The sequence below is a fragment of the Betaproteobacteria bacterium genome, from assembly GCA_016720855.1.
In the GTDB taxonomy this organism is placed as follows: Bacteria; Pseudomonadota; Gammaproteobacteria; order Burkholderiales; family Usitatibacteraceae; genus FEB-7.
In genome coordinates this window covers 1,230,740-1,254,514 of sequence record JADKJU010000002.1, presented here as the reverse complement: position 1 = coordinate 1,254,514, position 23,775 = coordinate 1,230,740, and the positions used below count along the sequence as shown (strand labels likewise).

The 23,775-nt window shown below is 67.3% G+C and carries 24 protein-coding genes; 9 read left to right on the top strand and 15 right to left on the bottom strand.

Features of this window, described 5'->3' with window-relative positions; all coding sequences use genetic code 11:
• Positions 1–118: 118 nt before the first annotated feature.
• Both dapB and IPP91_13375 read right to left on the bottom strand, forming a co-directional pair.
• Positions 119–928, bottom strand: coding sequence for a 4-hydroxy-tetrahydrodipicolinate reductase (gene dapB, locus IPP91_13380; protein MBL0143060.1), 810 nt, complete (start codon positions 926–928; stop codon positions 119–121).
• Positions 925–1,332 (bottom strand): outer membrane protein assembly factor BamE, encoded by a 408-nt coding sequence (locus IPP91_13375; GenBank protein MBL0143059.1) that lies wholly within the window; start codon positions 1,330–1,332, stop codon positions 925–927. The genes dapB and IPP91_13375 overlap by 4 nt, the downstream gene beginning before the upstream one ends.
• Positions 1,333–1,449: 117 nt before the next feature.
• Here IPP91_13375 and fur point away from each other — a divergent pair, with 117 nt between their 5' ends.
• Genes fur through IPP91_13360 form a run of 3 tightly spaced genes read left to right on the top strand, consistent with a single transcriptional unit; the run spans position 1,450 to position 2,755 of the window.
• Entirely contained in the window at positions 1,450–1,884 is a 435-nt protein-coding gene (gene fur / locus IPP91_13370) for a ferric iron uptake transcriptional regulator (protein MBL0143058.1), read from the top strand.
• Between the two features lie 43 nt (positions 1,885–1,927).
• Complete coding sequence (locus IPP91_13365; GenBank protein MBL0143057.1) at positions 1,928–2,293, top strand: ribonuclease; 366 nt, start codon at positions 1,928–1,930, stop codon at positions 2,291–2,293.
• A 9-nt stretch (positions 2,294–2,302) separates the two neighbouring features.
• Positions 2,303–2,755, top strand: a complete 453-nt coding sequence (locus IPP91_13360) for a barstar family protein (GenBank protein ID MBL0143056.1) — start codon at positions 2,303–2,305, stop codon at positions 2,753–2,755.
• A 54-nt stretch (positions 2,756–2,809) separates the two neighbouring features.
• Here the strand turns inward: IPP91_13360 and trxA are convergent, their stop codons facing one another.
• The 6 genes from trxA to IPP91_13330 form a co-directional block, all read right to left on the bottom strand.
• Positions 2,810–3,190, bottom strand: a complete 381-nt coding sequence (gene trxA, locus IPP91_13355; protein MBL0143055.1) for a thioredoxin — start codon at positions 3,188–3,190, stop codon at positions 2,810–2,812.
• Positions 3,191–3,685 (bottom strand): DNA starvation/stationary phase protection protein, encoded by a 495-nt coding sequence (locus IPP91_13350; protein ID MBL0143054.1) that lies wholly within the window; start codon positions 3,683–3,685, stop codon positions 3,191–3,193.
• Between the two features lie 141 nt (positions 3,686–3,826).
• The gene (locus IPP91_13345) at positions 3,827–4,408 is read right to left on the bottom strand and encodes an NAD(P)H-dependent oxidoreductase (GenBank protein ID MBL0143053.1); all 582 of its coding nucleotides are present in this window, start codon (positions 4,406–4,408) and stop codon (positions 3,827–3,829) included.
• A gap of 34 nt (positions 4,409–4,442) precedes the next feature.
• Entirely contained in the window at positions 4,443–5,528 is a 1,086-nt protein-coding gene (locus IPP91_13340) for an alkene reductase (GenBank protein MBL0143052.1), read from the bottom strand.
• A 96-nt stretch (positions 5,529–5,624) separates the two neighbouring features.
• Positions 5,625–6,491, bottom strand: coding sequence for a pirin family protein (locus tag IPP91_13335; GenBank protein ID MBL0143051.1), 867 nt, complete (start codon positions 6,489–6,491; stop codon positions 5,625–5,627).
• Between the two features lie 9 nt (positions 6,492–6,500).
• Positions 6,501–7,199, bottom strand: a complete 699-nt coding sequence (locus IPP91_13330) for a pirin family protein (GenBank protein ID MBL0143050.1) — start codon at positions 7,197–7,199, stop codon at positions 6,501–6,503.
• Positions 7,200–7,308: 109 nt separating this feature from the next.
• Between IPP91_13330 and IPP91_13325 the strand changes: the two genes are divergently transcribed.
• From IPP91_13325 to IPP91_13310, 4 genes are all read left to right on the top strand, one after another.
• Entirely contained in the window at positions 7,309–8,211 is a 903-nt protein-coding gene (locus IPP91_13325; GenBank protein ID MBL0143049.1) for a LysR family transcriptional regulator, read from the top strand.
• The gene (gene gluQRS / locus IPP91_13320) at positions 8,157–9,104 is read left to right on the top strand and encodes a tRNA glutamyl-Q(34) synthetase GluQRS (protein ID MBL0143048.1); all 948 of its coding nucleotides are present in this window, start codon (positions 8,157–8,159) and stop codon (positions 9,102–9,104) included. Before IPP91_13325 ends, gluQRS begins: the two co-directional genes overlap by 55 nt.
• An 84-nt stretch (positions 9,105–9,188) precedes the next feature.
• A complete protein-coding gene (locus IPP91_13315) occupies positions 9,189–10,418 on the top strand; it encodes an efflux RND transporter periplasmic adaptor subunit (protein ID MBL0143047.1) in 1,230 nt (409 codons plus the stop codon).
• Between the two features lie 44 nt (positions 10,419–10,462).
• Positions 10,463–13,600 (top strand): efflux RND transporter permease subunit, encoded by a 3,138-nt coding sequence (locus IPP91_13310; GenBank protein MBL0143046.1) that lies wholly within the window; start codon positions 10,463–10,465, stop codon positions 13,598–13,600.
• Positions 13,601–13,646: 46 nt separating this feature from the next.
• Here the strand turns inward: IPP91_13310 and IPP91_13305 are convergent, their stop codons facing one another.
• Positions 13,647–15,197 carry a gamma-glutamyltransferase family protein gene (locus tag IPP91_13305; GenBank protein ID MBL0143045.1) on the bottom strand — a complete coding sequence of 517 codons (1,551 nt, stop codon included), beginning with the start codon at positions 15,195–15,197 and terminating at the stop codon, positions 13,647–13,649.
• Between the two features lie 58 nt (positions 15,198–15,255).
• Positions 15,256–16,218 (bottom strand): tripartite tricarboxylate transporter substrate binding protein, encoded by a 963-nt coding sequence (locus IPP91_13300; protein MBL0143044.1) that lies wholly within the window; start codon positions 16,216–16,218, stop codon positions 15,256–15,258.
• 143 nt (positions 16,219–16,361) lie between these two features.
• Here IPP91_13300 and IPP91_13295 point away from each other — a divergent pair, with 143 nt between their 5' ends.
• Positions 16,362–17,036, top strand: a complete 675-nt coding sequence (locus IPP91_13295) for a haloacid dehalogenase type II (GenBank protein MBL0143043.1) — start codon at positions 16,362–16,364, stop codon at positions 17,034–17,036.
• 16 nt (positions 17,037–17,052) lie between these two features.
• On the opposite strand, the gene IPP91_13290 is transcribed toward IPP91_13295, so the two are convergent.
• The 5 genes from IPP91_13290 to IPP91_13270 all read right to left on the bottom strand — a co-directional run bounded on the left by IPP91_13290 (position 17,053) and on the right by IPP91_13270 (position 22,206).
• Positions 17,053–18,558: a tripartite tricarboxylate transporter permease gene (locus tag IPP91_13290; GenBank protein MBL0143042.1), complete on the bottom strand. Its 1,506-nt coding sequence runs from the start codon at positions 18,556–18,558 to the stop codon at positions 17,053–17,055.
• A gap of 7 nt (positions 18,559–18,565) precedes the next feature.
• A complete protein-coding gene (locus IPP91_13285; GenBank protein ID MBL0143041.1) occupies positions 18,566–19,054 on the bottom strand; it encodes a tripartite tricarboxylate transporter TctB family protein in 489 nt (162 codons plus the stop codon).
• A gap of 156 nt (positions 19,055–19,210) precedes the next feature.
• Positions 19,211–20,125 (bottom strand): tripartite tricarboxylate transporter substrate binding protein, encoded by a 915-nt coding sequence (locus IPP91_13280; GenBank protein MBL0143040.1) that lies wholly within the window; start codon positions 20,123–20,125, stop codon positions 19,211–19,213.
• A gap of 124 nt (positions 20,126–20,249) precedes the next feature.
• On the bottom strand, positions 20,250–21,305 hold the full coding sequence (locus IPP91_13275) for a tartrate dehydrogenase (GenBank protein ID MBL0143039.1): 1,056 nt from the start codon (positions 21,303–21,305) through the stop codon (positions 20,250–20,252).
• Between the two features lie 7 nt (positions 21,306–21,312).
• Entirely contained in the window at positions 21,313–22,206 is an 894-nt protein-coding gene (locus tag IPP91_13270; protein ID MBL0143038.1) for an alpha/beta hydrolase, read from the bottom strand.
• A 92-nt stretch (positions 22,207–22,298) separates the two neighbouring features.
• On the opposite strand from IPP91_13270, the gene hemG reads away from it, so the two are divergent.
• Positions 22,299–23,732, top strand: a complete 1,434-nt coding sequence (gene hemG, locus IPP91_13265; protein MBL0143037.1) for a protoporphyrinogen oxidase — start codon at positions 22,299–22,301, stop codon at positions 23,730–23,732.
• Positions 23,733–23,775 lie beyond the last annotated feature (43 nt).

The following is a 23,775-nucleotide window of genomic DNA, read 5'->3' as shown; positions in this document are numbered from 1 at the left end:
TCGAAGCAACTGACTGCAATCTGGAAGCTCATCCGACTTCGGAAAAACCTCCAGCCCTAATCCGTGTTCATCCGCCTTTATCCGTGTTCATCCGTGTTCCAAAGGTTTACCCCAACCGTCAGCCCCCGAGCCCCAGCACGTCGCCCATGTCATAGAGCCCCGGAGCACGCCCGGCAAGCCACTTCGCCGCGCGAATGGCCCCCTGCGAATAGGTCGCTCGACTGGACGATCGGTGCGTGATCTCCAGGCGCTCACCAGTGCCCAGAAAATAGACCGTGTGATCCCCGATGGCGTCACCGCCGCGGGCCACGGAAAATCCGATCGTTCCCGCCTTCCTCTCTCCGGTAACGCCATGGCGGGCGTAAACACCGTCCTGCGCGAGCGTGGTGCCGCGTGCAGCCGCCGCGACCTCGCCCAGCTTGAGCGCCGTCCCGGAAGGGGCGTCCACCTTGCGCTGGTGGTGCAGTTCGAAGACCTCCACGTCATACCCGGTTCCCAGGGATTTCGAGGCCATTTCGACCAGCCTCGTCATCACGAGCATGCCGATGGCGAAGTTGGGGGCGAAAACCACCGGGATCGTGCGCGCGGCCTCGCGGATCACCTCGACTTGCGGCTCCTCGAGGCCGGTCGTGCCGATCACGATCGGCTTTCGCGCCGCCACGCAGGCAGCCAGATGGGCGAGCGTGCCCGCCGGCCGCGTGAAGTCGATCAGGATGTCGGAGGCCGCCATCGCCGCGGCCACGTCCGATCCGACGAGCACCCCCTTCGCGCCCGGGCAAAGCTCGCCGGCATCGCGGCCCACCAGTGAGGAACCGGCAAGGTCGAGCGCCGCAGCGATGGTGGTCCCGGCGTCCGCGGTTCCCGCCTCGAGGAGCGCGCGGCCCATCCGGCCGCTCGCGCCCGCGATGGCAAGGCGGATGGCGCTCACTTGGAAGGCGCGGCGGAAGGTTCCGCAGCAGGCGATGCGGAAGGCGTCGCATCGGGCGGCGCAGTGGGCGACGCCGATGGCACCACGCGGGCAGCGGATGGGGTCGGGCCGCCCTCGACGCGGACCATCTTCTCGTTCTCGAAGTACACCGCGAACTTGTTCTGCTCGACCAGCTTGCCGCGCGACTCGAAGCTGAAGTAGTAGTCCCACCGGTTGCCATGAAAGATGTCGGTGAGCAGCGGCGTGCCCAGCAGGTTTCGCACCTCGGTCTTCGTCATCCCGGTCTTCAGCTTCAGGAAGGTCTCGGGCGCAACCACGTTGCCCTGCTGGATGTCGATGCGATGTATCAGCCGGCCGCAGCCGGCGAGAGCGAGGGTGAGGGCAATGACGGCAACGAGGCGCATGGGAACCAGGGTCGGAAAATGCCGGCCATTATAGCGCGGGGGCACCGATTCTCCCGCTATCCCGGAAGGGGGTGAACGCGGTTATGATTCCGGAGCAATGCACGAGCCCAGCCCCCCATGAGCGACCCCAAGGAACTTCGCAGCACCGGCCTGAAGGTCACCGCGCCGCGGCTTCGCGTCCTGGACCTTTTCCAGACGAGCTCCTCCCGCCACCTCACCGCCGAAGACGTCTTCCGGCGCCTGCTGGAGGAGCACGCCGACATCGGGCTCGCCACCGTCTATCGCGTGCTCACCCAGTTCGAGCAGGCGGGGCTGCTGGTGCGCCACCACTTCGAGGGCGGAAAGGCCGTCTACGAGCTGAACGAAGGCAAGCACCACGACCACCTCGTGTGCCTGCAGTGCGGCAAGGTCGAGGAGTTCTACGATCCCGAGATCGAAAAGCGGCAGGCGAAGATCGCGCGGGAGCGGGGCTTCGCGATCAACGACCACTCGCTCTACCTCTACGCCGACTGCCTGAAGGCGGATTGCCCCGACCGCCCGAAGAACGGATGAAGGCGATGCGCCCGGCCGGCTCGGCGTGCGCGCGGGTTGCCGCATGAAAGCGCGCACGGCGGCGTTCCTCGCGGTCACCGCGATCCTTGCCTTCTTCGCGCCGGCTGCCCTCCCGCAGTTCGTCGCGCCCGCCGCCGCCGAAATCCGCGTCGCCCAGCTTCCGAGGGAGGCACGAGAGACGCTCGCCGTCATCAGGAAAGGCGGCCCTTACTCGTACGCCAAGGATGGCGTGGTCTTCGGCAACCGCGAGGCCCGCCTGCCGAAGCAGAAGCGCGGCTACTATCGCGAATACACGGTAAAGACGCCGGGGGAGCGTACGCGCGGGGCCAGGCGCATCGTCGCCGGCCTCCCCGGCGAATACTGGTACACGGACGATCACTACGCCACTTTCCGGCGGATTCGAGAATGAGGCCCGGCCATGCCGCTTGATGCGCTCAACGACCTGCTCGAGGACGAGACGGGCGGCATCTTCTTCCTGCCGCAGCACGCCACGCCCCACGAAGTGCAGGCTGCCGCCAAGCGCGCCAGGTTCGCGTTCTTCCACATCGAGGGAAAGAACATATCGCGCAAGGAGCAGCTCCTGAACCACGTGGCCACGGCGCTGCGCTTCCCCAACTATTTCGGCGGCAACTGGGATGCGCTCGAGGAGTGCCTCACCGACATGGAATGGGTGGACGCGCCGGGCTACGTGATCTATTACGACCACATCGACGCCCTGCTCGCGGCCCACCCCGACCAGTTCTCCACGTTCGTCGAGATCTGCCGTGACGCCGTCGGCTCGTGGAAGGAGGACGGAACGCCCATGGTGGTGCTCCTGTCCGGCACGAAGGCGCCCAAGGGGGTCGCGAAGCTCAAGGCTTCCGACGCCTAGGGGCAGTTCACCGGCAAAGGGGGGCGAAGCCGCCGGCCCGGGCCGCGGCGGGCCCTACGATGCGGTCTTCGCCGCGGCTTCCTGCTCCGCCATCTCCTTGCGCACCATCTCCATGTCGAGGGACTTCGACTTCTCGACCACCTGCTCGAAGGCGCCCTGCGGCAGCGCGCCGGGCTGCGAGAAGACGATGACCTGCTCGCGAAACACCATGAGCGTGGGGATGGAGCGGATCTGGAAGTGCGCGCCGATTTCCTGTTCCTCGTCCGTGTTCACCTTGGCGAACACCACGTCCGGATGCATTTGCGCGACCTTCTCGAACACGGGCGCGAAGCCGCGGCAAGGGCCGCACCACGGCGCCCAGAAGTCCACGATGACCGTCGCGCTGGAGGTCACCACCTGCTCGAAGTTTTCCTTCGTGAGTTCGACGACGGCCATCTATTTCTCCAGGAGGGCGCGCAGCATCCACGCCGTTTTTTCATGGACCTGCATGCGTTGGGTCAGCAGATCGGCGCTCGCTTCGTCCGCGGCCTTGTCCACGACCGGGAAGGTCTTGCGCGCGGTGCGCACGACCGCCTCCTGCCCTTCCACGAGCAGCCGGATCATGTCGCGAGCCTCGGGGACGCCGTCGGTCTCGGGGATCGAGGCAAGCTTCGCATAGGCCTTGTAGGTGCCCGGCGCGGGGAAACCCAGGGCGCGGATGCGCTCGGCGATGAGGTCCACGGCCAGGGCCAGCTCGTTGTACTGCGCCTCGAACATGAGGTGCAGGGTCTGGAACATCGGGCCCTTCACGTTCCAGTGGAAGTTGTGGGTCTTGAGGTAAAGCGTGTAGGTGTCCGCGAGCAGGTGCGAGAGTCCCTGCGCGATCTTCGCGCGGTCCTTCTCGGCGATGCCGATGTCGATGGAACCCGCCGTCGCCATGTTCTTTGCCACGATGATCTCCTTGATTGCGATGCCTGCGATATTTTCCGACGATTTTGCGCGCGGCGCCAATCGGAATTGCCTATCCGGCTGATAGGCAAAACCAGAAAAGGGGACAGACCCCAATTCCGGAAATGGGGTCTGTCCCCTTTTTCAGTTCAGCTTGCTCGTCGCTTCCGCGACGGCCGCGGCGAGCGCGCGGACGTTCCGCGCCACGCGCTCGTCCGCGATCGCGCCATCGGCCGCGAAGACCTCGTGGGCCTTGGGAACCGCAACCTGCGCTCCCAGGACGATGACACCCAGCGCGGACAGGACCTGGCGCAGGTGCGGCAGCGCCCGGACGCCGCCGAAGCCGCCCGTCGAGGCGGCCATGAGGCCCGCCACCTTTCCCTTCCACGGCGCAAGGCCCGAGGAATCGCCCTTGCCGTCCGCCACGTCGCGCGATAGCCAGTCGATCGTGTTCTTGAGCAACGCCGTGATCGACGAGTTGTTCTCCGGGGACGCGATGATGAGCCCGTCGCAGCCGAGGAACAATTCGCGAAGCTTCACGGCGTTCTCCGGCATTCCCGATGCCGCCTCCAGGTCGCCGTGATAGATCGGGATCGGATAGTCGTCGAGATCGACGAACGTCGCCTCGGCCCCCGCCTCCCGCGCGAAGGCAGCCGCCGCCCGCGCCAGCTTCTTGTTGAGCGAATCGCGCCGGGCGCTGCCGGCAAAGACGAGGATGCGGGCCATGGCGATCTCCTTCGGTGTGCTTCCGGTCTCCGGGTCAGACCACCACGCCCTCCGGGTAGTCGGTGTATCCATGCGCTCCCGGTGTATAGAACGTGGCGGAATCCGGCGCGGCCAGGACGGCGCCGCTGCGCTGCTTCTTCACGAGATCCGGGTTCGAAATGAACGGGCGCCCGAATGCGACAAGGTCGCCGCGCTTCGCCTCCAGGTCGGCATTGGCGCGCTCCACATCGTACCCCCCGGACAGGACATACCTGCCCTTGAACGCGGCGCGGATCTTCGCCTTCAGAACGGGGCTCACTTCCGGCGCCCCCATCGAGCTGTGGTCCACCACGTGAATGTACGCAACGCCGAGCGCGTTCAGCTCGTCGACCAGGCGCAGGTACAACGCATCCATTTGCGCATCCGGCGCCATGCCGTTGAAGGCGCCATAGGGGGAAATGCGCATGCCGATGCGCCCGGCGCCGATCGCGGCCACCGCGGCCTTCGCCACTTCCACCGCGAATCGGATGCGGTTCTCGACGCTGCCGCCCCAGCGGTCGGTGCGCTGATTGGAGGCGGTGTTGAGGAACTGGTCGATCAGGTAGCCGTTCGCGCCATGCAGCTCGACGCCGTCGAAACCGGCATCGATCGCGCGCTTCGACGCGCCGGCATATTCGGCGATCGCCTGCGCGATGTCGGCTTCGCTCATCGCGACCGGCGCTGGATGCGGCTGCTGGCCTCCGGCGTCCGTCCACATCTCGCCCGGCGCGGCGATGGCCGAAGGCGCCACGATCCTTGCGCCGGACGGCAGGTTTGCCGGGTGCCCCACGCGCCCGGTGTGCATCAGTTGCACGAAGATAGTCCCGCCGGCTCCATGAACGGCGTCGGTCACGCGCTTCCAGCCCTTCGCCTGCTCGTCGCTGAAGAGGCCCGGGATGCGCGCATAGCCGAGCCCGTTGGGCGAGGGCGACGTGCCCTCGGTGATGATGAGCCCGGCGCAGGCGCGGTCCCCGTAGTACTTCTCCATGAGCGCGTTCGGCACGTTGCCGATGGCGCGGTTGCGCGTCATGGGCGCCATGACGACGCGGTTCTTCAGTTGCAGGCTGCCGAGCGTGACGGGCGTGAAAAGGGTTGCTGTCATGGTCGTTTCTCTCGTGAGTGATGAATGATTGAATGCGTGGTTAAAAGGGGTCGGATTGCTTTGCACCAACAACGTGCAAGGTAATCCGACCCCTTTTCATCCCAGGGTTCCCATGCGGCCGGTGCGAAACGCGATTTCCGCAGCCCGCACCTGCTCCATGCTGTTCATGACGAAGGGGCCGTGGAACACGAGCGGACCCTCCGCAGGAGCGCCCCCGAGCACCATCAGCTCGAGCGCCTTCGTGCCGGTGTTCGCGACCACGAGCGCGCCTGCCGCGTTCGCGAAGACGACGAGATCGCCGGTAGCCGCCTTCGCTTCGCCGCCGGCACCGAAGCCGCCTTCGCCGTCGATCACGTACGCGGCCGCCTCGTGGCAGGCCGCGATGTCGATATTCACGGTGGCGCCGGCTTCGACCGAAGCGTGCGCGAGGAACACCGGCATCAGAGTGTCCGCCGGGCCCTTCACGCCCGCGATTTCACCTGCTACCACCCGGAGTTCCGCGCCAGGCACTCGCGTTTCCGCAATCGCCGCGGCATCGATGGCCCGATAGCGGGGCGGCATCATCTTGAGCGCCCGCGGCAGCGAGATCCAGAGCTGGATGCCGTGCTGGATCACCTCTCCCGCCCCGTCGGCAAGGGGGCGCTCCGAGTGCACGATGCCGCGCCCCGCCGTCATCCATTGCGCGCCCCCGGCCGTGACGATTCCCTCGTGCCCCGCGGAATCGCGGTGCTCGTTGCGTCCGGTCAGGAGATAGGTGACGGTCTCGATGCCTGCATGGGGATGAGGGCCCACGCCCTCGTCGCCAACGGCTACGCGGAAGGGCCCGAAGTGGTCGAGGAAGACCCACGGCCCCACCGACTGGCGCTCGCGGTCCGGCAGTGCGCGGCGCACGCTGAAGGTGCCGGCGGAAGCGGGCTGGGAATGGATGACGCGCTCGACGGCGCGGGAAGCGGCAGCTTGCATCGCGTGTGCCTAGGCGAGGTCGAACACCAGGATCTCGGCGCCCCGGCCCTTTTCGAGACGGACCTCGCTCTCGCCATTGGCCTTGAGCGCGTCACCGGCACTAAGCGGCTGGCCGTTCACCGTGACTTCCCCGCGCGCGACGTGCACATAGGCCTTGCGTCCCGGAGCGAGCGCATGGACGGCGGTCTCGGCGCCGTCGAGAAGCGCGGCGAAAACGAGCGCGTCCTGGTGGATCGTGACCGAGCCCTCGCGCCCGTCCGGAGAGGCAATGAGGGCGAGCCGACCGCGCTTGGAGGCGGCGTTGAAGTTCCTTTCCTCGTATCCCGGGGCGGCGCCGCGAACGCCCGGCTCGATCCAGATCTGCAGGAAATGCACGCCCTCGCCGGCCGAGGGGTTGAATTCGCTGTGCCGAACGCCCGTCCCGGCGCTCATGCGCTGGACATCGCCGGGGCGGATCACGGAGCCGTTGCCCATGCTGTCCTTGTGCTCGAGCGCGCCTTCGAGGACGTAGCTGATGATTTCCATGTCGCGGTGACCGTGGGTGCCGAAGCCCATCCCGGGCTGAACCCGGTCCTCGTTGATGACGCGCAGGGCACCAAACCCCATGTGGCGAGGGTCGTGGTAGTCGGCGAACGAGAAGGAATGAAACGAATCGAGCCACCCGTGGTTGGCGTGGCCCCGGTCCTGGCTGCGGCGAAGCTCCAACACGGCGACCTCCTTTTTATGCATTGACATAGAATGATGATGTTCATGATAGGGTTGATGTTATTGTCATGAAAGCGAACATTTCTCACCTATTCATTCATATTTTCTGACAATGAAATTGACCTTCGATGCCTTGGAGGTGCTGGACGCGATCGACCGGCGAGGTTCCTTCGCGGCCGCGGCGGACGAACTGCACCGGGTTCCGTCAGCAATCACTTACTCCGTTCAGCAAATGGAGGAAGCCCTCGATGTCCTGCTGTTCGACCGGCGGGGCCACCGCGCCAAGCTGACCGAGGCGGGGCGCGAATTGCTCGAGGAGGGTCGGCACCTGCTTCGGGGGGCCGCCGAACTGGAATGCCGCGTGCGCCAGGTTGCCAAGGGCTGGGAGGCGGAGCTTCGCATCGCCGTCGATACGCTGATCGGCATGGACAAGCTTTTCGGGATCGTGACCGAGTTCTACGCATCCAACACCGGCACGCGGCTCAAGTTCCTGCACGAGGTGCTGGGCGGCACGTGGGATGCGCTCGCCTCCGGCCGAGCTGATCTTGCCATCGGCGCTTCGGGCGACGCGCCGGCCGGCGCCGCCTACACCGCGCGCCCGCTGGGACGCGTGGACATGGTCCTCGTCGCCGCCCCCTTCCACCCCCTGGCGAAGGAACCCCTGCCAATTACGGAAGCAACGCTCCTTCGATACCGGGCGGTGAGTGTTGCGGACAGCTCCCGGCTGTTGCCGCCGCGAACGCTGGGCCTGCTCTCGGGGCAGGACGTGCTCACCGTGGCTTCACTCGATGCCAAAGTCGCGGCCCACGTCGCCGGGCTTGGCGTGGGCTGGCTTCCGCGCTGGATCGCGGAGCGGGAAGCCTGGGCGCAGCGGCTCGTGATCCTGGAGCCGGAAGCGACCCGGCCGGCCTCGGAGATCGTGGTGGCGTGGCGCCCGTCCTCGGCCGGCAAGGCGGCGAAATGGTTCGTGAAGCGACTCGAGGATCCGCTCGTGGCCGCCTCCCTGCTCTCGTGAAGGCCGCCGTGGATTACGTCGGCCGCTTCGCGCCCTCCCCCACCGGGCCGCTGCATTTCGGCTCGCTCGTCGCGGCCGTGGCGAGCTGGCTCGATGCGCGCGCTGCGGGCGGCCGATGGCACCTGCGCATCGAGGATGTGGACGCGCCCCGCACCGTCCCCGGCGCGGAAGACGCGATCCTGCGCACACTGGACGCCCTGGGCCTCGCCTGGGATGGCCCGGTGGTGCGCCAGCGCGATCGAACGGCCCGCTATGAGGAGGCGCTCGACATCCTGCGCGACCGCGGACTCACCTATCGCTGCCGCTGCTCGCGCAGGGAAATCGCCGATTCCGGCGTGCACGGCATCGACGGCGTCGTCTATCCCGGCACCTGCCGGCACGCGGCCATTCCCGCGGGCACGCCGGGCGCGGATCGCTTCGTCGTCGGGGACGATGTCGTCGTGTTCGAGGATCGCGTGCAAGGCCGGTTCGAACAGCGCCTTTGCGCCGACATTGGCGATTTTGTCGTGCATCGCCGCGACGGACTCTTCGCCTACCAGCTCGCCGTGGTGGTCGATGATGCCGATCTGGGCGTGACCGACGTCGTGCGCGGCGCGGACCTCCTCGATTCCACGCCCCGGCAGGCGGCCCTGCAGCGAGCACTGGGGCTTCCCGCTCCCCGTTACCTGCATCTTCCCGTGGCGACCCGCGGCCGCGAGAAACTCTCCAAGCAGACCCTGGCCCCGGCCATCGACCCGGCCTTCGGGGCGGACGCCCTGCTCTGCGCGCTGGCGTTTCTCGGACAGGAGGTCTGCGCTTCGGGGCGCCCCGCCGCGATTCTCGAGGAGGCGGCAAGGCGGTGGGATACCGCCCGGATACCGCGCGGGCGGACACTGGAATTCACCGGGCAGTGATGCCGCCGGTGACTCCCGCGGCGTATAATCCGCGACCTCGCCTCGGTTGAATCCAAACCGGCCGGCCCCGGCATCCAACGGGGCATGACTGCGCCCGACACCCCGGGGCGCGCCAGGACGACCGCCATGTTCTTCCGGAAATCGAACGCTACCGTCATCGACGCCGCCGTGCGAGCGCCCCGCCGGCTGGCCAAACCTCTGATCGCGGTCGCCCTGGTTCTCGTCGCCGGCTCGCTCGTCGCGTTCCGCGTGAGTTCCGCCAGGAAAGACGATCCCGCGAAGGCCCCGGCCCCGGTCCTGGAATTCACGTCCGCCGACATCGCCATTGTCGAGCTGCGCAGCCTTGCGCGCACGATCCCGATTTCGGGTTCGCTTTCGCCCGTGGCGCAATCGACGGTCCGCTCGAAAGTCCCGGGAGAGGTCCGCAAGGTGCTCGTGCGCGAAGGCGAAAAGGTGGCGCAGGGCCAGTTGCTCGCCGAGATCGACCCCGTGGACATCCTGGCCCGCCTCGACGTGCAGGTCGCCGCCCTCGAGGAGTCGAAAGCGCGGCTTTCGATCGCGTCGAAGAACCGCGACAACGCGATAAAGCTGCACAAGCAGGGCTTCATTTCGCAGAACGCCCTGGACACGACGCAGAGCGGCTTCGAGGCCGCTGCCGCCGCCGTGAATTCCGCCGAGGCACAGGTCCGTCTCGCGCGCAACGCGATGCATGATGCCGCCGTGCGCGCCCCCATCGACGGCATTGTGGCGAGAAAGATGGTCAACGCGGGCGAGAAGGTGGGCGTCGACGGTGCCCTGTTCGCGATCGTCGACCTCGCGAAACTGGAGGTCGAGGCGCCCGTCCCTGCCGCGGAAATCCCCGGAATTCGCGCCGGGCAGGTTGCCTCGCTGCGCGTCGACGGGTTCGGCGATCGCGAGTTCGTCGGGCGCCTGGAGCGCATCAATCCGACGGCCGAGCAGTCCTCGCGCGCGATCACGGTATACCTGTCGGTTTCCAACCGCGACGGGGCGCTTCGGGGCGGCATGTTCGCCAAGGGCATCCTCGTCCTCGATCCGGGCGAGCCGATGCCCGTCATCCCGGCAACGGCCGTCCGGGAAGAGGCCGGCCAGGCGTTCGTGTACACGATCGAGCAAGGCAGAATCGGACGTCGCGCCGTGACGATGGGCCAGCGCGAGGACGAGGCCGGGCTCGTGCAGGTGCGCAGCGGCCTCGAGAAAGGCGTGACGGTCGTGAGTTCGCGAGCGACAGGATTGAAGCAGGGAGCGCCGGCGATCCTGAAGGGTTCCCTCGCGCCCGCGCGCAAGGCGAGCTGACCGAACTCGGGGCACGAGCCGGGACACGGACAAGCGAGGCCGCCATGTGGATCACCAAGACCAGCATCAACCAGCCCGTCTTCGCCACGATGGTGATGGTGGCGCTGTGCGTCCTGGGCATCTTTTCGTACAACCGCCTGCGCGTCGAGCGCATGCCCGACATCACGATCCCGTTCGTCTTCATCCAGATCCAGTACCCCGGCGCCGCCCCCGAGGCCGTGGAGAACGACATCACCAAGGCGGTCGAGGAGGTGGTGAACACCGTCAACGGCGTGAAGGTTCTGCGCTCCAACTCCTTCGAGGGCCGCAGCGAGACCTACATCGAGTTCCGCCTCGACACCAACATGGACCGCGCGGTGCAGGATGTGCGCGACAAGATCGCGATGGTCCGCCCGGGGTTGCCGCGCGAGGCGCGCGATCCCCTGGTGCTTCGCGGGGATTTCGACAACGCGCAGCCGGTGGTATCGCTCGCGGTAACCTCGCCCACGCGCACCCTGCGCGAGCTCACGACGCTCACCGACCAGGTCATCGTGAAGCGCCTCCAGAATGTCCCCGGCGTGGGACAGGTGCAGGTTTCCGGGGGCGTCGCCCGCCAGGTCCTGGTGAACCTGCGGCCCGCACAGATGCTCTCGCAAGCGGTCGGCGTGGACGAGGTCATCGCCGCCATCCGCGCCTCCAACATGGACGTGCCCGCCGGCAAGATCTCGCACGGCCCCACCGAACAGCTCGTGCGCATCGAGGGCCGGATCAAGGACCCGGCCGGGTTCGCCAGGATCATCGTGGCGCGCCGCGCCAACGGGCCCGTGTACCTCGGGCAGGTCGCCGACATCGTGGACGGCGAGCGCGAAGCCGATTCGCTCTCGCGCATCAACGGCCAGCCCGGCCTCACGATCTCCGTGCTCAAGGTGCAGGACGCCAACATCGTCGAGGTGGGAAACGGCACGAAGGCCGCCGCGGCGGCGCTCGCCGGGTCGCTGCCGCCCGACGTGGAGCTGAAGATCGTCTATGCCGACGTGGACTTCATCGAGAAGGCGCTCAACGGCGTGAAGGTGACGATCGTCGAGGGGGCGCTCCTCACCATCTTCATCGTCTTCCTGTTCCTGCACTCGTGGCGCAGCACGATCATCACCGGGCTTACGCTGCCCATTTCCGTGATCGCGACCTTCGTCGCCGTGTACATCTTTGGCTTCACGCTCAACTTCCTCACCCTGATGGCGCTGTCGTTGTGCATCGGCCTGCTGATCGACGACGCGATCGTGGTGCGCGAGAACATCGTGCGCCACCTGGGGATGGGCAAGGACCACTATCGCGCCGCGCGCGAGGGCACCGAGGAGATCGGCCTGGCGGTGATGGCCACCACCTTCGCGATCGTCGCGGTGTTCGTCCCGGTCGCCTTCATGGCGGGGATCATCGGCCGGTTCTTCTTCCAGTTCGGCATCACGGTGGCGGTGGCGGTCCTCGTCTCGCTCTTCGTGAGCTTCACGCTCGACCCCATGCTCTCGTCCATCTGGCACGACCCGCCCGAGGGGCGCTTCGCCAAGGTGCCCTGGCTCGGCCGGCTGATGAACCGCGTCGAGAGCGGGGTGGAATGGGCCCATCACCGCTACGGGGTGCTCCTCGAGTGGGCGCTCGGCAACCGCAAGAAGGTGCTCGCGATCGCGACGACGGTGTTCGTCGCGAGCTTCTTCGTGCTCCCCCTGGTCGGCACCGAGTTCGTTCCCGAATCCGACGAAGGGCGCACTTCCTTCAGGCTCACCACGCCGGTCGGCTCGAGCCTCGAGTACACCGACGCCAAGACCCGCCAGGTCGAGGCGATTCTGCGCGGCTTTCCCGAGGTGCGCGTGATAGCCGCGAACGTGGGCACCGGCGAAGGGCGCAACGTCGCCCGCGTCGAGGTCAAGCTCACGGACCGCCGCGAGCGGCCGCATCTCGGCCAGAAGGATTTCGAGGCGAAGGTTCGCGAAAGGATCCGCGCCATTCCGGGCATCGAGCTTTCAGTGGGCTACAACCGGCCGATCTGGATCAACCTGCTCGGCCCATCCAACGAGGAGCTCGAAAAGTTGACGGCCGACGTGATGGAGAAGATCGCCGGAATCAAGGGCATCACCGACCTCGAGAGCAGCCTGAAGGCGAACAATCCGGCGATCACGATCAAGGTCAAGGACGAGCTCGCGAGCGACCTGGGGCTCACGCTGTCCCAGATCGGCTCCACGGTGCGCCCGCTCGTCGCCGGGGACGTGATCGGTCACTGGCTCGCCCCCGACGGGCAGAACTACGAGGTGAACGTGCAGCTGCCGAGGTCGGATCGGCGCATCACCTCCGACCTGGGCGAGCTGTACGTCGTGAGCAGCAAGACCGGCGCCGGCGGCGCGCCCGTCCTCGTGCCGCTGCGCCAGGTCGTCGAGTTCAAGGAGTCGACCAGCCCGCAGATCATCAAGCGCCAGGAACTGCAGCGGCGCGTGGGCATCTACGCCAACGTCGAGGGCCGCCCCTCGGGCGATGTGGGCAAGGAGGTGCAGGAACTCCTCAAGACCATCTCGCTCCCGCCGGGCTACCGCTTCGACGTCGCCGGCCAGACGCAGGACATGCAGGAGTCGTTCACGGCGGCGGTTGCGGCCCTGGGCATGGCGGTGATCTTCATCTACATCATCCTCGCCTCGCAGTTCGGCAGCTTCCTGCAGCCGCTGGCGATCATGGCGTCACTGCCCTTCACGCTGATCGGCGTGTTCCTGGCGCTCCTCATCACCGGCAGCACGCTGAACATCTTCTCCATCATCGGCGTCATCTTGCTGATGGGGCTGGTGACGAAGAACGCGATCTTGCTGGTGGACTTCACCAACCAGGGGCTGCGCGACGGAAAGTCGCGGCACGACGCAATCCTCGCCGCCGGCCAGGTGCGGCTGCGCCCGATCCTGATGACGACGATGGCGATGATCTTCGGGATGCTGCCGATGGCGATCGGCTCGGCCGACGGCGGGGAGCAGAATGCGCCGATGGGGCGCGCGGTGATCGGCGGCATCATCACCTCGACGCTGCTCACGCTGGTCGTGGTGCCCGTGCTCTACACCTACCTCGACGCCTGGGGCCGCAAGGTCTCCGCCTGGTTCGCGAGGGGCAAGCCGGCCGTACCGTCCGGCGGCGCCATCGCCGACCCCGTCCCCTCCAAACCCGCCGACGACTGAAAAAGGGGACAGACCCCTTTTCCGGAAAAGGGGCCTGTCCCCTTTTTCAGAAGCCGACGGCGTGGCCGTCCTTGCGGTGGTCCGAGCCGGCGCAGTAGCCGTCGTCCAGGCGCCAGATAAGCTGGGCTCCGCCGAAACCGAACATCGCGGCTTCGGGGTCCACGACCCGGTGACCGCGCGCCTTGAGTTCGTCGAGCACGCCGGGCGCGAAGCGCGGTGCCTCGAAGCTCACGCTGAAGTCGTTGTTCACGATCCAGCGCGGCCCGTCGCTCGCGACCTGCGGGTTCTGGTGATAATCCACGATGCGCGTGACCATCTGCGTGTGGCCCTGCGGCTGCATCTGCCCGCCCATCACGCCGAAGCTCATCACGGGCTTGCCGTCCTTCGTGAGGAAGCCGGGGATGATCGTCTGAAAGGGGCGCTTGCCGGAGCCGACAAGGTTGGGGTGCCCGGGCTTGAGCGAGAAGCCCGCCCCGCGGTTCTGCATCGAGATGCCGGTGCCAGGCACCACGACACCGGAGCCGAAACCCATGTAGTTCGACTGGATGTAGGAAACCATCATGCCGCTCGCATCCGCCGTCGTGAGGTAGATCGTGCCGCCCGCGCGCGGCTCGCCCGGCGGCGGGTTCTGCGCGCGCTTCATGTCGATCGCCTTGGCGCGCTCGGCCAGGTAGCCGTCCTCAAGCAGCAACGCCGCGTCGAATTCCATGGTCGCCGGGTCCGACACGTAACGGTAGGCATCCGCGAACGCGAGTTTCATCGCCTCGATCTGCAGGTGCAGGCTGTCGGCGCCGTCCACCGGGAGCGCCGCGAGGTCGAATTGCCTCAGGATGCCCAGCGCCATGAGCGCGACGATGCCCTGCCCGTTCGGCGGGATCTCGTGCAGCCGGTAGCCTCGGTACTCGACCGAGAGCGGCTCGACCCAATCGCAGCGGTGGGCGGAGAAATCGGCGAGCGTGTGCGCACCCTCGTCCGCCTTTGAGGCCATGGCGATGCGCTCGGCGAGCATGCCGCGGTAGAAGCTCTCGCCCTTCGTGGCCGCGATCTCCTCGAGCGTCTCGGCCTGCTGCGGGCAATAGAAGCGCTCGCCGGGGCGCGGCGCGCGGTCCTTGGGGAGGAACGTCCACGCGAATTCCGAGAAACTCTTGAAGTTGGGCGCCTGACGCGCCCAGTTCATGGCCGTGATCGGGGAAACCATGAAGCCATCGCGCGCGTAGCGGATCGCCGCCTGGAAAAGGTCCGGGAAGGGCAGCTTTCCGTAGCGCTGCGACAGCGTGGCCCAGGCCGAAACACAGCCGGGCACGGTGACGGCGTCCCACCCGTGAACGGGCATCGCGGTGCGGCCCTTGAAGCGCTCCGGCGTCCATCCCGCCGGTGCACGGCCGGAGGCGTTGAGGCCCACCAGCTTCTCGCCGTCCCAGAGGATTGCGAAGGCGTCCGACCCGATCCCGTTGGAGGTCGGTTCGACGACGGTGAGCGTGATTGCCGCGGCGAGCGCGGCGTCGACCGCATTGCCACCCTTCGCAAGCGCCTGCAGCCCCGCCTGCGCGGCGAGCGGCTGCGAGGTGGCGACGACGTTCTTCGCGAGCAGCGGCATGCGCTGCGACGGGTACGGGAAATCCCACGTGAACATGATGTCGACTCCGGGAGTGCGCCTAGTTGGCCTGGACGCCGGCTTCGCGGATCACCTTCGACCACTTTTCCGCGTCGCGCTGGATGGTGGAGGCGAATTCGGCCGGGGTGCCACCGGCGGGCTCGAACCCCATCTGCGCGAACCTCGCCTGGATGTCCGGCAGCGCCAGCGCCTTGTTGATCTCGATGTTGACGCGGTCGACCACCGCCCTGGGTGTATTGGCGGGCCCCAGCAGGCCGAACCAGGTGACGCTCTGGAAACCCGGGAGCCCGGATTCCGCGACCGTCGGGATGTCGGGCACCAGCGGGGAACGCTTCGGGGAGGAGATCGCGAGCGCCTTCACCTTGCCCGCCTTGATGTGCGGCTGCGCCGTCATGATGTTGTCGAAGAGGATCGACACCTGCCCGGAGATGAGGTCGGGGATCGACTGCTGCACGCCCTTGTAGGGCACGTGCGTGAGCTTGATGCCGGCCATCGAGGCGAAAAGCTCCGTGGTGAGGTGCACCACGGTGCCCACGCCGCTCGTGGCGTAATTGAGCTTGCCCGGCTCGCTCTTCGCCAGGTCGATCAGCTCCTTCACCGAGGAGACCCCGAGCTGGTTGTTCACCACGAGGACGTTGGTGGCGTTGCCGACCCACACGATCGGCGTGAAGTCCTTCACCGGGTCGTACGGAAGCTTCGCGAGGTACGGCCCGATCGAGTGGGTGCTGGTCGTGGCCATGACGAGCGTGTAGCCGTCGGCCGCGCTCTTGGCGACGAAGTCCGCGCCGATCGCACCGCCCGCGCCGGGCTTGTTTTCCACCACCACGGGGTGGCCGAGCTGGGCGCCGAGCTTGTCCGCGATCGACCGGGTGAGGACGTCGGTGGGGCCGCCCGCGGGGAACGGCACCACGATCCTCACCGGCTTCGCGGGCCACGTCTGGGCCAACGAGGGAAACGCCGCAACGAGCAAGGCGGCGGCGACGACGAGCGGGCGGGGGAACATGGCGGCGCGGGAGGAGTCCGGGGATTGGGGAATGGTAGCACCGGCGTGGCGCCCGCATCCGTCCCGCCCCCTAACCGGGAAGGAAAGCGGCTTTGCCTTCAGGGGCAGGTATCGGGGGTATGCTCGGCACCGGGAGGGAAGCCATGAAAACCGAACCGCAGGCGCTGGTCTTCGATGCATACGGCACGCTATTCGACGTCCATTCCGTGACGCGCCTGGCCGATTCGCTCTTTCCCGGGCGCGGGGCCGCCCTGTCGCAGGCGTGGCGCGCGAAGCAGCTCGAATACACCTGGCTGCGCAGCCTCATGGGCCGCTACGACGACTTCAATGCGGTCACCGCACAGGCGCTCGACTGGGCGATCGAGTCGCTCGGCCTCGCCGCGAAACCGGACGGCCGCAAGGCGCTCATGCATGCCTACCGGACGCTGGGCCTGTTTCCCGAGGTGCGCGCCTCGCTCGAGCGGCTGGGCGAGCGCCGCCCGCTCGCCATCCTTTCCAACGGCCATCCCGACATGCTCGATGCCGTGGTCGATCACAACGAATTGCGCGTCCTGTTCGGCGAACGGGTCTTCAGCGTTCACGAGGCCGGCGTCTTCAAGCCCGACCCGCGCGTTTACGCGATTGCGGCCGCGCAGATGGAGCTGGCGCCAGCGGCCATCGGATTCGTCTCGTCGAACGGGTGGGACGCGGCGGGCGCGAAGTCCTTCGGATTCCGCGCGTTCTGGGTGAACCGCGGGAAGGCGCCCGTCGAGCGGCTGGGCTCGCCGCCCGATGCCATCGTCGATGACCTCGCCGGGCTGGTCACGCAGTTGGCGTGACCGGCCCGCCGGATACTCATTCCTCGACGAAGGCTTCCTCGCGCTTCTTGCGAATCGAAGGCGCCATCACGAGCACCAGCAGGAAGACCGACATCGCGAGCAGCGTGGCGCTGATCGGGCGGGTGACGAACACCGCCGGGTCACCCCGCGAAAGCAGCAGGGCGCGGCGCAGGTTTTCCTCCATCATCGGCCCCAGCACGAATCCCAGCAGCAGGGGTGCGGCCTCGCAATCGAGCTTGGCGAACAGGTAGCCGGTGAAGCCGAAGAGCGCGGCCAGCAGGACGTCCATCCAGGCGTTGCTGATGGAGTACACGCCGATGCAGCAGAAGATGAGGATCGCGGGATAGAGCAGGCGATACGGGATCGTGAGCAGCTTCACCCAGATGCCGATCATCGGCAGGTTCAGCACGACGAGCAGGAAGTTGCCCACCCACATGCTGGCGATCATCCCCCAGAAGAGCTGGGGATTGGCGGTCATGATCTGCGGGCCCGGCTGGATGCCGTGGATGATCATCGCGCCGATCATGAGTGCCATCACCGGGTTGGACGGGATGCCCAGCGTGAGCAGCGGAATGAAGGAGGTCTGCGCGGCGGCGTTGTTGGCGGCCTCCGGCGCAGCCACGCCCTCGATGGCGCCCTTGCCGAACCTCTCGGGGGTCTTGGACAACTTCTTCTCGAGCGTGTAGGCGGAGAAGGAACCGAGCACGGGGCCGCCTCCGGGCAGGATGCCCAGGAACGAACCCAGCGCCGTTCCGCGGCAGATCGCCGGGAACGAATCCTTCAAGTCCTGCCAAGTGGGCATGAGGCCCGTCACCTTCTTCGTGAAGACCTCTCGATGCTCGCCTCCCCCGTCGAGGTTGCGGATGATCTCGCCGAAGCCGAAGACGCCCATGGCAATCGGCCCGATGCCAACGCCATCGATGAGTTCCGCCAAGCCGAAGCTGTAGCGCGCGACGCCGGAGTTCACGTCCGTGCCCATCAGGCCGATGAGCAGGCCCAGCACGATCATGCCGATCGCCTTGATGAGCGAGCCGTGCGCCAGCACCACCGCGGCGAGCAGGCCCAGCACCATCAGCGAGAAGTAGTCGGCCGGGCCGAACTTGAGGGCCATCTCCGCCAGCGGCGGCGCGAACGCGGCAATGAGGAAGGTGGCGACGGACCCCGCGAAGAACGAGCCGAGCGCCGCGATGGCGAGCGCCTTTCCGGCGTGCCCGTTGCGCGCCATCTGGTAGCCGTCCAGGCAGGTCACCACCGATGACACCTCGCCCGGCAGGTTCACCAGGATGGCCGTGGTGGAGCCGCCGTACTGCGCGCCGTAGTAGATGCCGGCGAGCATGATGAGCGCGGAGACGGGGGGCAGCGCGAAGGTCGCGGGCAGGAGCATCGCGATGGTGGCCACCGGGCCGATGCCGGGCAGGACGCCGATGAGCGTGCCCAGGATCACGCCGACGAGGCAGTAGAGAATGTTGGAGCCGGCGAGCGCCACGCCGAAGCCGAGCTGAAGATTCGCGAATAGTTCCATGGTTATCTCAGACGCGGCAAAGGGAGAACTGCTCGAAGAACTCGAATCCCGGGCACATGGGGATCGGGAGCTTGAGGCCTCCCACGAAGATGACCGCGCAGAAGATCGACAGGCCGATCGCGAGCCAGACAACCTCCCGCATCTTGAACTCGCCGCTGCCCAGGCTCGCGCCGAACACGAGCGCCACACCCCCGACGAGCGCGCCCGTGAGCTTGAGCAACACGCCGAAGACGCAGATGGAACTCAGCACCCAGAAGAGCGGGCCCCAGTGAAACTTGTCCACCTTGTGTCCCTCGGCCCCCCTGAGCGACGCAAGCAGGATCAATACCCCGACGAACACGAGCATCAGGCCGAGGTAGAACGGGAAGAATCCCGGCCCCATGCGGGCGGCGGTGCCCAGCTTGTAGGTGTACCCGATGCCGGCGAAAAGGCTGCCAACGCCCGCGAACATGACCCCGGACCAGAAATCGCGGGGGCGCTTAATGAGATGCTTCATGCGCTATGTCTTCACCAGCCGTCGGGCCGGCGCCTCCTGGAAGTTTCTCGGTGAAATTCGTTCTTGCGACGATTCCGGAACGGGGGAAAGTATATTCCTACGCGCGGCACGCGGATGGCGCACCGCGGAATGCCCTTCCCCGCGAATTTGCGGCGCCTATTTCGCGAGCCCCATCAGCTTCGCCGCATCCAGATAGACCTTGGTGCGCTCCGCGATGAACGCCGCCACCTTGTCGTAGGTGATGTCGACAAGCTCGAACCCTCCCTCGGCCATCTTCTGGCGGAACTCCGCGTCCCTGTTGATCGCCGAAAACATGGCGGAAATGCGCTTGCGGAGGTCTTCCGGCGTCGACTTGGGCACACCCACGCCGCGGTAGGCGCCGTCGACCCAGTCGCCGCCCAGTTCCTTGAAGGTCGGCACGTCCGGGAACGCCGCCAGACGCTTGTCGGAGGCCACCGCCAGCATGCGCATCTTGTTCTTCTGCGTGAGCGCCAGCGTGTTGTAGGACATCGCGGCCGAGACGTGGCCGCCCAGCACCGAGGCCACGAGGTCGCCCGTGCCCTTGAAGGGCACGTAGGTCGTCTTCGTCCCCATGAGCTTGTCGAGGCGCGAGTGCGCCAAGTGGTTGGCTGAATTCGTCCCCGAGCCGGCGAAGGTGACCTTGTCCCCTCCCTCCTTGCAGGCCTTCAGGAGTTCCTGGTAGGACCTGAAGGGGCTTTCGTTCCTCACGATGATCGCGTCGGGCGTGTACTGGTAGAAGTGGACGTTGACGATGTCGTCGGTCTTGTACTGGACGTTGCCCTCGAGCGGCTGGAGCACGATGTGCGGCAGGTTGGTGCCCATGACCGTGTAGCCGTCGCCGGGGAAGGTGTTGAGCTGGCTCCAGGCCAGGGCGCCGCCCGCGCCGGCCTTCGACTCGATCACCATTTCCTGCCCATACAGCTTCCGGAAGACGCCCTGCTGCAGGCGCGCGCCGATGTCGGATTCGCCGCCCGGCGCGAACGCGATGATCATGCGCACGGGCTTTTCCGGGTAGGCCGCGCGGGCCGGCAAAGCGATCGAAGCGGCCATCGCACCGCCCACCACCAGGAATTCACGTCTTTTCAATCGAGTCTCCTCCGTTTGCCGGTCCCGTCATCGGGATCTCGGAGCCGAGTGTATACCGCCTTCCGGTCCGCTTTTCCATGACCCCCGCCTAGAGCGCCCCGGCGATCGCCCTGCCCACTTCCACCGTGTTCGCCGTGCCGCCCATGTCACGGGTGCGCGGGCCGTCCGAGAGCACACGCTCGATCGCCTTCACGATCGCCTCGGCCGCGTCCGTCTCGCCCAGGTGCGCGAGCATCATCGCGCCCGACCAGATCTGGCCGATGGGGTTCGCGATGCCCTTGCCCGCGATGTCCGGCGCGCTGCCGTGCACCGGCTCGAACATCGACGGGAATTCGCGCTCCGGGTTGATGTTGCCGCCCGGGGCAATGCCGATGGTGCCCGTGCAGGCGGGCCCCAGGTCCGAGAGGATGTCGCCGAAGAGGTTGGAGCCCACCACCACGTCGAACCAGTCCGGGTGCTGGACGAAGTGCGCCGTGAGGATGTCGATGTGGAACTGGGAGGTCTGCACGTCCGGGTACTCGGCCGAGATCGCCTGGAAGCGCTCGTCCCAGTAGGGCATCGTGATCGCGATGCCGTTGGACTTGGTGGCGGAGGTGACATGCTTCCTTTGCCGCGTCTTCGCCAGCTCGAAGGCGTAGCGCATGATGCGGTCCGTGCCGCGCTTCGAGAACACCGAGAGCTGCGTCACGAACTCCTGCTCCGTGCCGCCGTACATGCGCCCGCCCATCGACGAGTACTCGCCTTCGTTGTTCTCGCGCACCACCCAGAAGTCGATGTCGCCGGGATTGCGCCCGACCAGCGGGCACTTCACGCCGGGCATGAGGCGTACCGGGCGCAGGTTCACGTACTGCTGGAACTCGCGGCGGATGGGCACCAGCAGGCCCCAGAGCGACACGTGGTCGGGCACGCCGGGGAAACCCACGGCGCCCAGATAGATCGCGTCGTGGTTGCGGATCTGGGCCAGGCCGTCCTGCGGCATCATGTGGCCGTGCTTCGCGTAGTACGCGCAACTCCACGGCTTCTCGTCCCAGGTGAATGCGATGCCGAACTTGCGCCCGGCCGCCTCGAGGACGCGGATGCCCTCGGGCACGACTTCGGTGCCGATCCCGTCGCCGGGGATGGTCGCGATGCGGTAGGTCTTCATGGTCTGTCTAGCCTCCAAAGAACTTCTCGAATTCCTGCGCCACGAGATCGGGGACCTCCTCGGGCAGGTAGTGGCCCGCGGGCAGCGCGCTGCCGCGGACGTCCGTCGCCACGCGCCCCCAGTCGTCCAGCGGCTCGAAGCAGCGTTCGACGACGCCGTGGGCACCCCACAGCGCCAGCAGCGGGCATTCGATGCGATGACCCGCCTCGCGGTCCGCGCGGTCGTGCTCGAGGTCGATGCCCGCCGCGGCGCGGTAATCCTCGCAGCTTGCATGGATCGCTTCCGGGTTGAAGCAGCGCGTGTACTCGACCCATGCCGCGCCTGCAAAGGGCGCCATGCCGGCCGAGCCGCTGCCCATCTTCTTCTTCAGGTAGAAGCCCGGATCGGCGCCGATCATCGTCTCCGGGAAAGGCGCCGGCTGGATGAGGAAGAACCAGTGCCAGTAGGCGCGCGCAAAGGCCATGTCCGTCTGCTCGTACATGGCGAGCGTGGGGGAGATATCGAGTACCGCGAGCTTCGCGACGGCCGCCGGATGGTCCATCGCGAGCCGGTGGGCGACCCGCCCGCCGCGATCGTGTCCCGCAAGAAAGAACCGGTCGAACCCCAGCGCGCGCATGGCCGCGACGGGGTCCTTCGCCATTTCGCGCTTGGAATACGGGCCATGCCCGGCATCGGTGGCGGGCTTGCCCGAATCGCCATACCCCCGCAGGTCAGCGGCCACGACAGTGAAGCGATTCGCAAGGCGCGGGGCGACCTTGTGCCAGATCGCGTGCGTCTGCGGATAGCCATGCAGAAGCAGGAGCGCCGGGCCGCTTCCCCCGACGACCGCATGCACCTCCACACCCCCGGCATCGAGGCGAGCGACGCGAAAACCGGGGAAAAGCGCCTCTTGTTGGACCATGGTGCCATTATGCCGCCCTGCATCCCCCCCCGACGCTTGATGCCAATCAACGGGGATGTGCGTCAATGGCCTACAAAGGACGGATCGAAATCATGAAGCACGCACCGGCCCCCATGGATACCTCCCCCGCAGCGCTCGACGTCCTCGTCATCGGCGCCGGCATTTCCGGCCTTGCCACGGCCTTCGGCCTTTCGCGGCGCGGGCTCAGCGTGCAGGTCCTCGACGCGGCAGCCAAGCCCGGCGGCGTCATCGGTTCGATCAGGCGCGAGGGCGTCCTGTACGAGACCGGCCCCAACAGCGCGCTCGACACGACGCCCCTCATCGGCGAACTCATCGAGGCGGCCGGCGTCGCGTCCGAGCGGGTGCCGGCCAGCGAGATTTCCAATACGCGCTTCGTGGTCAAGAACGGCCGGCCGGTCGCGCTTCCGATGTCGCCGGGCTCCTTCCTCGCGACGCCGCTCTTCTCCACAATGGCGAAGATGCGACTCGTGCTCGAGCCCTTCATCTCCCGGCAGCCCGCCGACCAGGAGGAGGTCATCGCGCACTTCGTCCGCCGGCGCCTCGGTCGCGAGTTCCTCGATTACGCCATCGAGCCCTTCGTGGCGGGCATCTACGCGGGCGATCCGGAGCGGCTGTCGGTACCGGCGGCGTTCCCGAAGCTGCACGCCCTCGAGCAGCGCTACGGCAGCCTGATCCTCGGGGCCATCCTCGGCGCGCGCGAGCGCCGCAAGCGCGCGGAGACCGCGAAGAACACAGCCAAGAGCTTCTCGTTCCGCAACGGCATGCAGACGCTCACGGACGCGCTGGCCCGCGATGTCGGCCGCGTGACGCTGGGCGCGAAGGTGGTGGCGCTCTCGCACCTGCCCGACGGCTCCTTCGTGGTGGTGTTCGACAAGGACGGCGAGACGCTGCAGCGCCATGCCCGCGCCGTGGTGCTGGCGGTGCCGGCGGGAGAGGCCGCGCGCCTGGCCTATCCCCTGGCGCCCGACGCTACCCGCGCGCTGCAGGAGATCGAGTACCCGCCCGTGACCGTGGTCGCATCCGCCTATCGCCGCGATGACATCACGCATTCGCTGGGCGGGTTCGGGTTCCTGGTGCCGCGCGTGGAAAAGCGCAACGTCCTGGGCACGCTCTTCTCCAGCTCGATGTTCGACGGCCGTGCGCCCGAGGGCACGGTGATACTCACCAACTTCGTCGGAGGCCGGCGCAATCCCGAACTGGCCGCGGCCGACGAGGAGATGCTCGTGGAGAAGGTCGCCAGCGAGCACCGCACCCTCCTGGGCGCCCGCGCGCCCGCCCTGTGGAATGCCGTCACGCGCTGGCCGCGCGCCATTCCCCAGTACGAGCTGGGCCATCTCGGCCGCATCGCCAAGGTCGCGCAAGCCGAGAAGGCGGTGCCCGGTCTTCGCTTCTGCGCCAACTACCGCGGCGGGGTTTCCGTCGGAGACTGCATTGCGAACGCGCACGCCACCGCCGAGTCGCTGGGCGCCTGGTTGAGCGCGGTGGCGACCGCCAAGGCGGCCTAGCTTTCCGCCACCCGGAGGGCCGCGCCTCAAGAGAGGCATTTGC